The sequence below is a fragment of the Pseudoalteromonas nigrifaciens genome, from assembly GCF_002221505.1.
GTDB lineage: Bacteria > Pseudomonadota > Gammaproteobacteria > Enterobacterales > Alteromonadaceae > Pseudoalteromonas > Pseudoalteromonas nigrifaciens.
Genome location: NZ_CP011036.1, coordinates 906087 through 919765 on the forward strand (window position 1 = coordinate 906087; position 13679 = coordinate 919765).

Below are 13679 nucleotides of genomic sequence, written 5' to 3' on the forward strand. Positions count from 1 at the left end.
GAGGCTTATGTCAGCACCTGCTGCGCCTCAGATTACTTTAGAGCAAGCACGTCAGCTGGTCACTTTTTTAGAAAACGGTGAGCAACATAAAGCTGATCAGTTAATTTTAGAAACTGCCTCTCAAGAACAATCATATTTGTTTGCAGAAGTAGGTAAATTAACGCGCCAGTTGCACGAGTCTTTAAAGGGTTTTGAGCTTGACACCCGCATAACAGATTTAACCACTGATGCCATTCCGGATGCTAAAAAGCGACTTAACTATGTCATAGAAATGACAGAAAACGCCGCCAACAAAACCATGGATGCGGTTGAAGCGAGCCTGCCTTTAGCCCAGCAATTAGCTGATGATATTTCGCATATCAAGCCAACCTGGGATCGGTTAATGAGCCGCGATCTTGAACTTGGTGAATTTAAAACATTGTGTCATAGCATTGATAAATTTATGAACAGCTCGCATCTTAAAACCGATGAGTTGCAAGTATTAATGACTAATGTGTTAATGGCTCAAGATTATCAGGATTTAACCGGACAAGTAATTCGCCGTGTTATTGAGCTGGTACGCGAAGTTGAAGAAAGTTTAATTCATCTGTTAACTGCGTTTGCAGCACAAGATGAAAACGATAACCAAGAGCAACAAAAAACAGAAAACTCGATTGCCGCACAAGCATTAGCAGGCCCAGAAGGCCCTATTATTGATAAAGAATCGCGTGATGATGTTGTATCTGATCAAGACGAAGTTGATGATCTTTTATCAAGTTTGGGCTTCTAATAGGAGAGTAACTGCATGAGCTTTGAAGTCGATGAAGATATATTACAAGATTTTTTAGTTGAAGCTGGAGAAATCCTTGAGCTTTTATCTGAACAATTAGTTGAACTGGAAAATAACCCAGAAGATACTGAATTATTGAACGCTATTTTTAGAGGCTTTCACACTGTTAAAGGTGGCGCGGGCTTTTTAGCGATGTCAGAGCTGGTAGATGCCTGTCATGGCGCAGAAAACGTGTTTGACTTACTGCGTCAAAAAGTGCGAACAGTTAACTCTGAGTTAATGGATGTTATACTTCAAGCACTTGATACTATTAACGAAATGTTTGCTACGATTAAAAATCGTGAGCAACCAGAGCCTGCCGATCCTCAGTTACTCGAAATATTACATAAATTAGGTTTACCGCCCACAGAAGAAGAGCTTGGTGGTGACACTATTGCGCCAGTAATAACGCAAGATGCTAATTTAGATGATGACCCTTTTGCATTTGATGAGTTGTTTGATGCACCCAGTGCAGCAACAAACGCTACAGCAAACGATGCGCATATTGATGAAATTAGCGAAGATGAATTCGAAAACTTACTTGATGAACTTCATGGCAAAGGTAAAGGCCCTGCAATAAAAGAGTCATTAAGTAATAGCAGCGACTTAAGTGGCGATATTACCGACGATGAATTTGATAGCTTATTAGATGAGCTTCATGGAGTAGGAAGTTTTGGTGCGGTAAATAAAACTCCAAAACCTCAAGCAGCTCAAAGTCCGGCTGCTAGCACTAACGATGATGAAATAAGTGACGATGAGTTTGAAGCTTTACTAGATGAGCTGCATGGCAAGGGAGCGGCGCCAAAATCTAAAGAAAGCGCGGCAACACCTGCACCTGTAAATAAAGTTACGGCTCCTAAAGCAGCTGTAGTTAAATCCTCACCAGTAGCAGTTGATAAAGTTAAGCAGCCACAAGCGGCTGTTGTAGCAGCAAGTGCTAATACCAATACCGCTGCGCCAGTTGCTAAAAAAGCGCCGCCTGCACAAGCTGAAACGACAGTAAGGGTTGATACTAAACGCCTTGATCAAATTATGAATATGGTGGGCGAGCTTGTATTAGTACGTAATCGTTTAGTGAGTTTAGCCACCAGTTCAGAAAGTGAATCTATGAGTAAAGCAATATCTAACTTAGATGTTGTTACAGCTGATTTGCAAGGCGCGGTAATGAAAACGCGAATGCAGCCAATCAAAAAAGTATTTGGCCGTTTTCCGCGTGTTGTTCGCGACTTAGCACGTACCTTAAATAAAGATATTAATTTATTGCTGGTTGGCGAAGAAACCGATTTAGATAAAAACCTAGTTGAGGCACTGGCCGATCCATTAGTGCATTTAGTACGTAACTCGGTTGATCATGGTATAGAAATGCCAGATGATCGTGAAGCTGCGGGTAAACCGAGAACAGGTACCGTTACGCTTTCTGCTTCGCAGCAGGGGGATCATATTTTGCTTACCATTAAAGATGATGGCGCAGGTATGGATGCTGAAAAACTAAAACAAATAGCAATTAAAAAAGGTGTGCTTGATCAAGAGCAAGCAAGCCGTTTGTCTAACACCGAAGCTTACAATCTGATATTTGCGCCAGGGTTTTCTACCAAAGAAGCAATATCTGATATTTCTGGTCGTGGTGTTGGCATGGATGTGGTTAAAACTAAAATCACCCAGTTAAATGGCTCGGTTAGCATAGAGTCAGAACTAGGTGTGGGCACTATACTTGAAATTAAAGTACCGTTAACTTTGGCTATTTTACCTACCTTAATGGTGGTAGTGAGTGAGCAAACATTTGCACTACCATTAGCAGGGGTAAGTGAAATATTTAACTTGGACCTTACTAAAACGAATGTGGTTGATGGTCAGTTAACTATTATTGTTCGTAAAAAAGCAGTGCCTTTATTTTATTTAGAGCATTGGCTAGTGAAAGGTGCCGATCGTACAAGCCGTAAAGCGCAAGGGCATGTGGTTATTGTGCAAATAGGTACACAACAAGTTGGCTTTGTGGTTGATTCGTTAATTGGTCAAGAAGAAGTGGTTATTAAGCCGTTAGACGCTTTATTACAAGGTACGCCTGGAATGGCAGGTGCCACTATTACTTCGGATGGTGGTATTGCACTTATATTAGATGTACCGAGTATGTTAAAACACTACGCAGGTAAATAATAAAGTAGACGTATACTTTATACGTCTACACAATAAAAATAAGAGAGCAAAATGGCCGTTAAAGTTTTAGTTGTTGATGATTCGAGCTTTTTTCGCCGTCGAGTGAGTGAGATTCTTGAATTAGATAGCGAGATTGAAGTAATTGGCTTTGCCGTAAATGGCCGAGATGCTGTAGAAAAAGCAGCTAGTTTACGTCCTGATATGATCACTATGGATGTAGAAATGCCGGTGTTGGATGGTATAAGTGCTGTAAAAGAAATTATGGCCAGTAACCCGACGCCAATTTTAATGTTTTCTTCGTTAACTCGCTCCGGTGCAACTGCAACTTTAGATGCACTTGATGCTGGTGCTATGGATTTTTTACCGAAAAAATTTGAAGACATTGCTCGCAATAACGAAGATGCCATTAAGCTGCTGCAAAGCAAAGTAAAAGAAATTGGCCGCCAACGTATTAGACGTGTTGCTAGCCCTAGCCCCTCCAGTATAAACAAACCTTTATTTACACCTACTTCAGCGCCAAGCGCATTAGCAGCAAGGTTTGCACAAACAAATAAAACAGCAACAACAGTAGTACAACCAGAGCGAAGCTTTAATAATTCGCCAGTAACTAGTCGCAGTGCAATAGTAACAAAGCGCACGAGTGGCAAGCACTATCAACTAGTTGCAATTGGCACATCAACCGGTGGACCTGTTGCGCTGCAAACTATATTAACTCAGCTTCCTGCTAACTTTCCGCACCCTATATTATTAATTCAGCATATGCCTGCTGCGTTTACTCCGGCTTTTGCGGCACGCTTAAATAGTTTGTGTAAAATTCAGGTAAAAGAAGCGCAGCAAGGAGATCGACTGCAAGCAGGTGTGGCTTACTTAGCACCGGGTGGCCAGCAAATGATGATTGATGGTCGTGGGGCAAGTAGAACACTACGAGTTTTTGAAGATAACAGCGAGCGCATTAGTTACAAACCAAGCGTTGATGTAACCTTCGCCAGTGCCGCTAAAGCGTATCAAGGTGATGTATTAGCTATAGTATTAACTGGTATGGGCGCAGATGGGCGTGAAGGCGCTCGTATGCTTAAACAATCAGGGGCAACCATTTGGGCACAAGATGAAAAAAGCTGTGTTGTTTATGGTATGCCACAAGCAATTGCTAATGCTGGTTTAGCGAGCGAAAGTCTGCCATTAGATGAAGTAGCAATACGTTTAAAGACAGAGGTGGGCTGTGGATAAGCTTTCCGTACTAGGTTTACTTATTGGCTTGGGCGCCATTGCTATAGGTTACTCGTTAGAGGGCGGTGTGGTATCGGCATTATTTAACGGACCTGCGTTGATCATTGTACTGGGCGGCACATTGGGTGCTGTAATGTTACAAACATCAGCCAGTACTTTTAAAAAGATGCTAGAAATTACGCACTGGGTTTTTGTATCGCCTAAATACAATATTGAAGATGCCATAGAGCAAGTAAAAGGATGGTCACATAAAGCACGTCAAGAAGGTTATTTAGCCCTTGAAAACGAAGCGCTTACCCACCCAGATGCCTATGCTGCAAAAGGGCTTGGATTATTAGTTGATGGTTGCTCAGATCAAAAACTGCGCGATACGTTAGAAATAGATTTACTGTTAGAGCGCGAACGTCTGCTAGAGGCAAGTCGTGTTTATGAAGCTATGGGCGGTTATAGTCCGACCATAGGTATTTTAGGGGCCGTGCTTGGTCTTATTCAGGCAATGTCGTTTATTACAGATCCGCAAAAGCTTGGAGCCGGTGTTGCCACTGCCTTTATAGCAACTATTTATGGCGTGGGTTTAGCTAATTTATTATTTTTACCTATGGCTAATAAGTTAAAGCAACGGGTTGAGCAAAAAATGCTTTATCACGAAATGCTTGCCGAGGGCGTAATTGCAATAAGCCAAGGCGAAAGCCCAGTAAGCATTGAATTAAAGCTTGAAGCCTATCGGGTTGACCGCCCAAATGTCGTGGTTGAGTAGCCCCTATTATGTTACGTCGTCGCTTACGCAACACCACTACTAAAAGTCAACACACAGAACGTTGGCTGGTGTCTTATGCTGATTATATGACGATTATGTTTGCCTTTTTTGTGGTTTTGTACGCAATAGCAATTAACAAAGAAGAGAAATTTCAAGTGCTGTCCGATTCGATTGGTTATGTATTTGATAAGTCAGCCCGTCAACATTCGCAGCAAGGAACTGGGGTAAATGGCGACGCAATATTGACAGACAGAGTAACCCCAGAGCAAGAAGTGCTCTACGGCGAAAGTATTTTAAAAGAAGAACACGGGCCAAAGCTGCTGGACGGACAAAGCGATACCAGTAATATTGATCAAAAACACCTTGGCAAACCACTCGATAGTTTGTTGGCTAAGCTGCAATCGTCATTAATAGATGAAATACGCGATGGTGAAGCAAGTTTAGAACTCAGCCAAGATTGGCTGATCATTGAGCTTAGTTCTGGCATGCTATTTTCAAGTGGCAGTAGTGTAGCGCAAGTTCGAGCTAAGCAAGTTGTTAAAATAATTAAAGATATAATTGCTCCGGTAGATAACTATATTAGAGTACGCGGCTATACTGACAACCAAACCATAGGTAATGAAATGTACCGCTCGAATTGGGAGTTGTCGGTGGCGCGTGCAACAGCCGTTTTAGTTGAGCTTGAAAGGCTAGGTATAAATTCAGCGCGAATGGCGATTGAGGGATATGGTCAATATTCTCCTTTTGCCACTAACGATACTAAGCAAGGGCGTGCTGAAAATCGCAAAGTAGTTATTGCCCTATCTAAATATGGGTTGCCACCAACAGCAGAAGTAGTAAGCGTTGAGCCGCAACAAGTAGTCGTTAAACCTGAGCCTGAAGCAGAATTACCCTCTGACGATAATACAATAAAAATAATTCGTTTACCCCATGGCGGTATTCGTATATCGACTCGAAATGAACTGTAATTAGGATGCAATGTGAAGATTTGGACTGTAGCAAATCAAAAAGGTGGAGTAGGGAAAACCACAACCGCGGTTAGCCTTGCAGGTATTTTAGCATCTCAAGGTAAGCGCGTATTATTGATTGATACCGATCCTCATGCCTCATTAACCTATTACTTTGGCATTGATTCTGAGGATTTAGAGGTTAGCGTATACGATATTTTTGTACGCGGAACTAGCATGCAAAGCGAAGAAATACTCCAAGCATTATGTCCATCTAGTATTGAAAACTTAGATATATTACCCGCCACTATGGCTATCGCTACTCTAGATAGAAGTATGGGCAATAAAACCGGCATGGGATTAATATTAAAAAAAGCGCTTGCAAAAATAAGCGAATATTACGACTATGCAATCCTCGATTGCCCCCCAGTACTTGGCGTATTAATGGTTAATGCGCTAGCTGCGAGTGAACGCATTTTAGTGCCGGTACAAACCGAGTTTTTAGCGCTAAAGGGGCTCGACAGAATGATGCGTACTATGCAGTTAATGCAAACATCTCAAGCTAAAAGCTATGAATATACTATAATTGCCACCATGTACGATAAGCGCACTAAAGCCTCGTTAGAGGCATATAAAACACTGCAAAATACTTATACTGATAAAGTGTGGCCGGGCGTTGTTCCGGTAGATACCAAATTTAGAGACGCCAGTTTAGCGCAACAAGTTCCAAGTGAATTTTGCCCACGGTCTCGCGGGGTATATGCCTACAAGGCATTGCTCGACTATTTAATAGAACAAGGTTAATCAATGAGTAAGCAATTATTTGCTAATGAAAAAGTAATGACTCAATATCTAGGCGCGTTATTGTGCGAAGACGAGCCTGTAGATAATCTTGAACCCGTTGCAAAATTACTTGAGCAAGTAACGGATAAAAAAACTGAACACCCAGATTTAGAAGCGCAGAGCACACAAAGTACGCCAGTATTTGAGCAAGTTGTGCCAGAAATTATTAAAAAGCCGATAGCGCAAGAAATCAAAGCCCTAGTCACCTCTGCTGAGCAAACACTGTCGGCCGAGCAAATATTAGCCGCACAAAGCCAAGCTGATTATTTTGACGGGCAGTTTCAAGCCTTATTTTTTGAAGTGGCAGGATTAACGCTAGCTGTGCCGCTTAAAGCGTTAGGCGGTATACATGAATTAAGTGAAGTAAATCATTTATTTGGTAAACCAAAGTGGTTTAAAGGCGTTATGCTCAATAGAGATGAAAAACTTAATGTGGTTGATACCGCACGTTGGGTTATGCCAGAAAAGTATGACGAAAAGTTAGAGGCGTCACTTAACTACAAGTATTTAATTACACTAGGCGACAGTCAGTGGGGATTATTGGCAGAAAAGCTAATAAATAACATTACATTGAGTAAAGAAGATGTAAAATGGCGTACAAACCAAAGTAAGCGCCCATGGCTTGCCGGTGTTATTAAAGAAAAAATGTGCGCTTTAATAGATGTAAATAATTTAAATGCATTATTAGAGAAAGGCCTAGACAGCCGTCAGTAGTAATGACCATTACGGGGAAACAGCATGAACCAAGATAAGTTACTGTCAGCAAATAAAAATGCAGATAATAATGATGAAATACTACAGTGGGTAACGTTTAAGTTAGAAGACGAAACTTACGGTGTTAACGTAATGCAAGTGCAAGAAATATTACGCTACACTGAAATAGCCCCTGTACCTGGTGCACCTTCGTACGTGATTGGTATTATTAACTTACGTGGCAATGTGGTTACGGTTATTGATACTCGTGCCCGTTTTGGTTTAGCCGGTACGGATGCAACAGATAATTCGCGAATTTTAATTATTGAAGCTGAAGAGCAAGTTATTGGTATTTTAGCCGACAGCGTATCTGAAGTGGTTTATTTGCGCAGCTCAGAAATAGACAGTGCGCCGAATGTAGGCACAGAAGAAAGCGCTAAGTTTATTCAGGGTGTGTGTAATCGCGAAAACGAGTTACTTATTTTAGTTGATTTAAATAAGCTACTTAGTGACGACGAATGGGATGAGTTGAGCGATTTATAAGCTTTACCACTAAAAATTATGTTATTACTCAGTTTAGCAATTATAGCGTTAGCTGTTGCCCTTATAGCATTGGCGATGATCATTCTATTTAAAAGCAGCTATGCAAGTGAGCTTACCTCTCAGCTGCAGCAATTTAAAGACTCGGCTGAGCAAATTAATATTTTACGCAGTGAGGTACAAGAGTTGCGCACTGGGTTATTAAGTATTGGTAAGCGAGTACTTGAAGTTGAGCAGCAAAATGAAGAGCTAACTCAACAACAAGCAGCGCAAAAGTATGACGATCCAGATGCAAAAATTTATTCTCGTGCTGTAAAAATGGTCGAACTTGGAGCTGATTTAGAAGAAGTAATTCGTGAATGCGAATTACCTAGAGCAGAAGCAGAACTGCTGTTTTCATTGCATAAACAAAAAGGCGCTTAGCGTCTTTTTTGCTTTTTAATGCTGTTAAAGCTACGCCTTAATATTTAACTTACCTTGAAAGTCTTGCCAGCCTGGCGGAAATTGCCCTCTTAATACATACGAAAATGCAATTAGCTCAGCAATTACATAATACAACTCTTTAGGTATTTCTTCCCCAAGCTCTAAGTGTGATAACGTTTTGGCTAATGCTTCATCTTGATGGATCATAATGCCTTTTTTTTCAGCCGCTGCTATTATTTCATCAGCTAATTTACCAAAGCCCTTGGTACTTACCATTGGCGAGTTTCCGGCTGCATATAAAAGCCCAATCGCAGATTTGTTGTTGGCTGAGTCACTCATTTTTTATACCTTAATATTAATAATGGCATGCGATTTATAAAAAGCTTGATGGCTTGCATCGCCTTGCTTTAAAGTAAGATCACCTACTTGCAAACCATGCTTGGCTAATTTTGATCTTAAATTATCAAGATGCGGATGAGCCATAGCGGTCACTTCTTGGCTTGATGCAAATAACTGGCAATCAAGTGCTTTATCCATTAATTCGGCAGTAATTTGTAACTGACCAAGCTGTGCATAATCAAAGTTTAACCTAACAAACCAGACATTTTTTTCTGCTAGCTTATCGCCACTGGGCTTTTTATATTGGCCTAATGTTATTTCTGTTTGCGCCGCTTCTGGCGGTAATTTCATTGGTAATAAAAAGTTTACCAAGGGGTTTGAGTCGGCTAGCTGATTAGCAGGGGTAACATTTACTTGGCCAAGGGTATTTTTAACTTGTGTTAACTCCCCCGCAAGTGCTTGCACTTGGCTTTGTTGCAGTTGCTCAAGTAATTTAGCACCAGAGTTGCCGGTTTTAAATGTGGGTAATAACACCTGCAGTAGTGCATCTAAGCCGGTTTGATTATTAATGCTAATAGGTGTAGTTGTTTGGCTAATAATAGGCGCGGCTAAAATGCTTACTGCAAGTTGCTCTAATCCCTTACTAAAACTGCTTTGCAGCGTGTCGTTTGTCAGTTGCGTTGGTTGTAATGTGGCAAGAATTTCGCGCTGTATAGCTGTTGGGTGTAAATTATTACTAGAAACCATCCGATTAAATGCCTGATTTACGAGGCGCGTTAAGTCGGCTGGTTGCTGCGATAACTGCTGTGCAATATCTGCTATTTTGCTGCTTAAAAGCGGCGTGTTATTGGGTGTGTTTATTGCGCTAGCTGCACTGAGTTGGTTTAGCAATGGAGCGAGTAATTTAGCTTCTAAAGGATGTAATTGATTTTGCGAACTTAGTTTGCCATTGCTTGTTGTTGCAAAGAGCATGCTTGTTGGCAACTGCCATAAGCTAACACTTGATTTAATTAATTGGGTTAACTGCACTAAAGGTGGCAACTGGTTAGGTTGCTGGTTTAACTGCTCGGCGACATTTAGTTTATTAATACCAGTTGTCGTTTGATTTATAGCGGCAAAAGGTTTGTTTTCGAAGTATTTTACTGCATCACTTATACGCGTTTTTAGTTCACCAAAACTACTTTTTAACCAAGAATCAATAGGGCTGTTATTAGCCGCTATTAATGGACTAGTAGGGTTATTTAAATTGCTTGTTGATACGCTGCTTTGCTGCGCCGAAGTTAGTTGATTAAACGGTTTTGTGAACGAGTTTTTAAGTATGACAGTGGTACTGTTTATATTAGTTTGAATTAACAGTTTGTTGGCTTGGCTGCTCAAGTTTACGTTTGTTACGGTATGCGAAAGTTGGTTAAGTTGATTATTGTTTATATTAAGCTTAAATGAACCTGCTTGTTGTGCATGCGTTAAAATTGCAAATTTAGGGGTTGCTTGTAGCTGTGCATTTGGCAAATTTTGCGCAAGTAAACTTGCTAGTTTTGCTTGAGTTATGGGTTGTGTATGCACGGATTCAGCAAAGCGATTGATAACGTCTAGCTGCGCGCCTTTATTATTAGTGCTAATTATTATTTTTAATGGTTGCTCGGCGGCCAGTAGTTGCGCTACCTCTTTATTAATTGCAATGCTGGCATTAAGCTTTTCAATTACCAGCTTGGGTGTAGGCGTTAATACGACCTGCGCCGGCATAGGATTATTTTGTAACTCGCTTCCGGTATTTATATAATTTAAAAATTGCTGTAATTGCACCGGTTGATTAAGTGTAAGCCTTGTATTGTTGGGGGTAATTGTAAGTGACTTGCCCTCGTTACTGAGCTGTATGCTCGCACTGGCTATTTTGTCTAAGTTTTTTGGCGCAGTTGTAATACCAAGCCTGAGAGTTTGCCAGTGCTTATTTATTAATACATCTAGGGTAATCGATTCTTTAGAAAACTGAATGTTTTTTGCCGCAAGCATCTCGCCAGGAAGCGAGGTTAAGTTATGCTTAGGCGCATTAGAGGTTAGGTTATTAACCAATGAATTAGATAATGTAATTTGCGTAGGTGTATTCATTATTTTAAATCAAGTTTTCTTTATTTTTAGTGAATCGATTTTAAAGCAATATTCGTATTACCCTATCATTATGATAGACTAACGCCTAATTTTTGGCAGAGAGAATCGTCATCTTGTTACACATTAAGTCCGTCACCTGCATCAAGCAAGAACGTTGTTTGTTTGCGGATCTTAATTTTAGCCTTAATAGCGGCCAAATCATGCAATTAGCAGGTGCTAATGGTGCTGGTAAAACGTCTTTATTACGTATTATAGCGGGCTTTTCTATGCCTGATGAAGGCGATATTCTGTACCTTAATCAGTCGATTAAAAAGTACTATGAAGAGTACGCCAGAGATCTATTATTTATAGGCCATAAAACCGGGGTTAATGTGCAGCTCAGTGCGCTTGAAAACGTTAAACATTGGTTGGCAATTAATGGCTACACTAATGAAGGTGATTTATACCCTTTATTAAGTAAGCTTGGCTTAGTAGGCCTTGAAGATGTACCGGTTAGAACGCTCTCTGCTGGGCAGCAACGCCGTGTTGCGTTAGCTCGATTATGGTTAAGTGAAGCTAAGCTATGGATTTTAGATGAGCCATTTACAGCACTTGATAAAAGTGGTGTTGCCTTTTTACAGCAACGTTTTGTTGAGCATTTAAAAAATGGCGGAGCTATATTGCTAACCACGCATCAAGATTTAACGGCTCATTTTAGCGACCTACAAACACTCACTTTGGAGTATCGTCACTAATGACCCGACAACACTCCTATTGGTTACTTTTTAAAGCCGTGTTTAGTAAAGATGTTAAACTTGCTTTTCGTCAGCGCGCTGAAATTATCAATCCTATTTTGTTCTTTTTAATTGTTATTTCATTATTTCCGTTAGCTATTGGGCCAGAGCCCGGTCTACTGGCAAGAATGGCGCCGGGTATAATTTGGGTGGCTGCTTTGCTCTCAACTATGTTGGGGTTAGATAAGCTGTTTAGAGATGATTATAACGATGGCTCACTTGAACAACTTATTGCATCGTCGTATCCGTTATCGTTAACTGTGTTGGCTAAAGTAGCCGCGCATTGGGTGATCACTGGGCTTCCTTTAGTATTAATGACCCCACTGTTTGCACTACTATTGAATTTAGATAACACAGCATTAATGGCTACGTTACTAACGCTATTATTAGGTACGCCTTTGTTGAGCTTTATTGGCGCAATTGGGGCTGGGCTTACTGTAGGATTACAAAAAGGCGGTATTTTAATGAGTTTATTGGTGTTGCCTTTGTATATTCCGGTTTTAATTTTTGCAACGTCAGCTATCGATACCAGTACTATGTCGCTGGATTATAGTGGGCAGCTTGCCATTCTTGGCGCTATGTTAGTTATTGCTATTATTAGTGCGCCAATCGCCATATCGTCAGCATTAAAAGTGAGTGTAAGTTAATATGTGGAAGTGGTTACATCCCTATGCTAAAGCAGAGCGTGCATATAAGCTATGCAATACGTTATTGCCTTATTTTGCCGTAGTTACGGTTATTAGTATGTTAGTTGGTTGGGTATGGGGGCTTGGTTTTGCGCCTGCCGATTACCAACAAAAAGACAGCTACCGTATCATTTTTATTCATGTGCCTTCGGCTATTTTATCTATGGGTGCTTATTCATCAATGGCAATTGCTGCCATTATTGCGCTGGTTTGGCAGTTACGAAACGCTGAACTTGCAGTTATTGCAATTGCGCCTGTAGGGGCATGCATTACTGCGATTGCACTTATAACCGGTGCTGCATGGGGTAAACCTATGTGGGGCGCTTGGTGGGTATGGGATGCGCGCTTAACCTCAGAGCTAATTTTATTATTTTTATATTTGGGTGTGTTGTCTTTGTACCATGCCTTTGAAGATAAAAAGGCAGCGGGTCGTGCCGCTTCTATTTTGGCTATCGTAGGGGTTATTAATTTACCTATTATTCATTACTCTGTTGAGTGGTGGAACACCCTACACCAAGGAGCCTCAATAACTAAGCTAGATACCAAAGCAATTGATCCCAGTATGTTTTGGCCATTAATGGTAAACATTTTGGCGTTTGCGGCTTTTGTTGGCACTGTTACTTTAATTCGTCTTAAAAATGAAATATTACAACGTGAAAAGCATCGCCCATGGGTGCGCCAGTTGTTAACTAAGAGGTAGTTATGCAGTTTGACTCATTTTCTGATTTTATTGCAATGGGAGGCTATGGATTTTATGTGTGGCTTTCTTTTGGTACATGCGCACTTATTTTATTAGGTATTTTATTTAGTTCACTCAGAGAGACTAAACATATTATGGCATCGGTAGAGCAACAAATAGCGCGAGAAGTTCGTATTAAAAATGCTAAGCAGGAGCAAATATAATGAACCCAAGACGTAAAAAACGCCTTTTAGTTATTGTTGCAGTGCTGTTTGGCATTGGTGCCTCAATAGGCTTGGTACTGTATGCATTACAAGAAAACATTAATTTATTTTATACCCCAAGTGAGCTTGTTGACGGTAAAGGCCCCAATAAAGAAAAACCACAAATAGGCCAAAAGCTACGCATTGGTGGCATGGTTGTACCAGGTTCGGTAGAGCGCAATGAGCAAAGTTTAAAAGTAAGCTTTACTTTAGTTGATACAGGCCCAACCGTGGTAGTGCGTTATCAGGGGATTTTGCCTGACCTATTTCGCGAAGGCCAAGGCATAGTTGCACAAGGTGTACTTGTGGAGCCCAATGTAATAGAAGCATTTGAAGTACTTGCTAAGCATGATGAAGAATACATGCCTGCTGAAGTGGCAGAAGCGTTAAAAGGAATTAAACACGAGAAACCTAAATACAACCTAGATAGTGGTAATTAAT

At 40.7% G+C, this 13679-nt stretch carries 16 protein-coding genes; 14 read left to right on the forward strand and 2 right to left on the reverse strand.

The genetic code is table 11. The features are described from left to right. Window positions 1-7: 7 nt before the first annotated feature. From PNIG_RS04275 to PNIG_RS04315, 9 genes are read left to right on the forward strand one after another with little or no spacing between them, the layout of a single operon-like run. Window positions 8-769, forward strand: a complete 762-nt coding sequence (locus PNIG_RS04275; RefSeq protein ID WP_011327504.1) for a protein phosphatase CheZ — start codon at window positions 8-10, stop codon at window positions 767-769. A gap of 15 nt (window positions 770-784) precedes the next feature. Continuing rightward, entirely contained in the window at window positions 785-2962 is a 2178-nt protein-coding gene (locus PNIG_RS04280; RefSeq protein ID WP_011327505.1) for a chemotaxis protein CheA, read from the forward strand. A gap of 51 nt (window positions 2963-3013) precedes the next feature. Beyond that, window positions 3014-4189, forward strand: a complete 1176-nt coding sequence (locus PNIG_RS04285) for a protein-glutamate methylesterase/protein-glutamine glutaminase (RefSeq protein ID WP_089367880.1) — start codon at window positions 3014-3016, stop codon at window positions 4187-4189. Beyond that, a complete protein-coding gene (locus PNIG_RS04290) occupies window positions 4182-4946 on the forward strand; it encodes a flagellar motor protein (RefSeq protein WP_058372798.1) in 765 nt (254 codons plus the stop codon). Before PNIG_RS04285 ends, PNIG_RS04290 begins: the two co-directional genes overlap by 8 nt. An 8-nt stretch (window positions 4947-4954) precedes the next feature. Next, window positions 4955-5914, forward strand: a complete 960-nt coding sequence (locus PNIG_RS04295; protein ID WP_089367881.1) for a flagellar motor protein MotB — start codon at window positions 4955-4957, stop codon at window positions 5912-5914. Between the two features lie 12 nt (window positions 5915-5926). Then, the gene (locus PNIG_RS04300) at window positions 5927-6697 is read left to right on the forward strand and encodes a ParA family protein (RefSeq protein WP_011327509.1); all 771 of its coding nucleotides are present in this window, start codon (window positions 5927-5929) and stop codon (window positions 6695-6697) included. Between the two features lie 3 nt (window positions 6698-6700). Continuing rightward, entirely contained in the window at window positions 6701-7450 is a 750-nt protein-coding gene (locus PNIG_RS04305; RefSeq protein WP_089367882.1) for a chemotaxis protein CheW, read from the forward strand. Between the two features lie 24 nt (window positions 7451-7474). Beyond that, window positions 7475-7972, forward strand: a complete 498-nt coding sequence (locus PNIG_RS04310; RefSeq protein ID WP_011327511.1) for a chemotaxis protein CheW — start codon at window positions 7475-7477, stop codon at window positions 7970-7972. An 18-nt stretch (window positions 7973-7990) separates the two neighbouring features. Next, window positions 7991-8392 carry a DUF2802 domain-containing protein gene (locus PNIG_RS04315; protein ID WP_011327512.1) on the forward strand — a complete coding sequence of 134 codons (402 nt, stop codon included), beginning with the start codon at window positions 7991-7993 and terminating at the stop codon, window positions 8390-8392. Between the two features lie 30 nt (window positions 8393-8422). Here PNIG_RS04315 and PNIG_RS04320 read toward each other — a convergent pair whose 3' ends face one another. After that, entirely contained in the window at window positions 8423-8731 is a 309-nt protein-coding gene (locus PNIG_RS04320) for an EscU/YscU/HrcU family type III secretion system export apparatus switch protein (protein WP_011327513.1), read from the reverse strand. A 3-nt stretch (window positions 8732-8734) separates the two neighbouring features. After that, window positions 8735-10837: a flagellar hook-length control protein FliK gene (gene fliK / locus PNIG_RS04325; RefSeq protein WP_089367883.1), complete on the reverse strand. Its 2103-nt coding sequence runs from the start codon at window positions 10835-10837 to the stop codon at window positions 8735-8737. A gap of 113 nt (window positions 10838-10950) precedes the next feature. On the opposite strand from fliK, the gene ccmA reads away from it, so the two are divergent. The 5 genes from ccmA to ccmE are packed head-to-tail and all read left to right on the forward strand — an operon-like array spanning window position 10951 to window position 13678. Then, entirely contained in the window at window positions 10951-11571 is a 621-nt protein-coding gene (ccmA, locus tag PNIG_RS04335) for a cytochrome c biogenesis heme-transporting ATPase CcmA (RefSeq protein WP_089367884.1), read from the forward strand. After that, the gene (gene ccmB, locus PNIG_RS04340) at window positions 11571-12257 is read left to right on the forward strand and encodes a heme exporter protein CcmB (RefSeq protein WP_011327516.1); all 687 of its coding nucleotides are present in this window, start codon (window positions 11571-11573) and stop codon (window positions 12255-12257) included. The genes ccmA and ccmB overlap by 1 nt, the downstream gene beginning before the upstream one ends. A gap of 1 nt (window position 12258) precedes the next feature. Beyond that, complete coding sequence (locus PNIG_RS04345; RefSeq protein ID WP_011327517.1) at window positions 12259-12996, forward strand: heme ABC transporter permease; 738 nt, start codon at window positions 12259-12261, stop codon at window positions 12994-12996. 2 nt (window positions 12997-12998) lie between these two features. Continuing rightward, window positions 12999-13199 (forward strand): heme exporter protein CcmD, encoded by a 201-nt coding sequence (ccmD, locus tag PNIG_RS04350; RefSeq protein WP_011327518.1) that lies wholly within the window; start codon window positions 12999-13001, stop codon window positions 13197-13199. Beyond that, complete coding sequence (ccmE, locus tag PNIG_RS04355; RefSeq protein WP_011327519.1) at window positions 13199-13678, forward strand: cytochrome c maturation protein CcmE; 480 nt, start codon at window positions 13199-13201, stop codon at window positions 13676-13678. The genes ccmD and ccmE overlap by 1 nt, the downstream gene beginning before the upstream one ends. The last annotated feature ends 1 nt before the right edge of the window (window position 13679 follow it).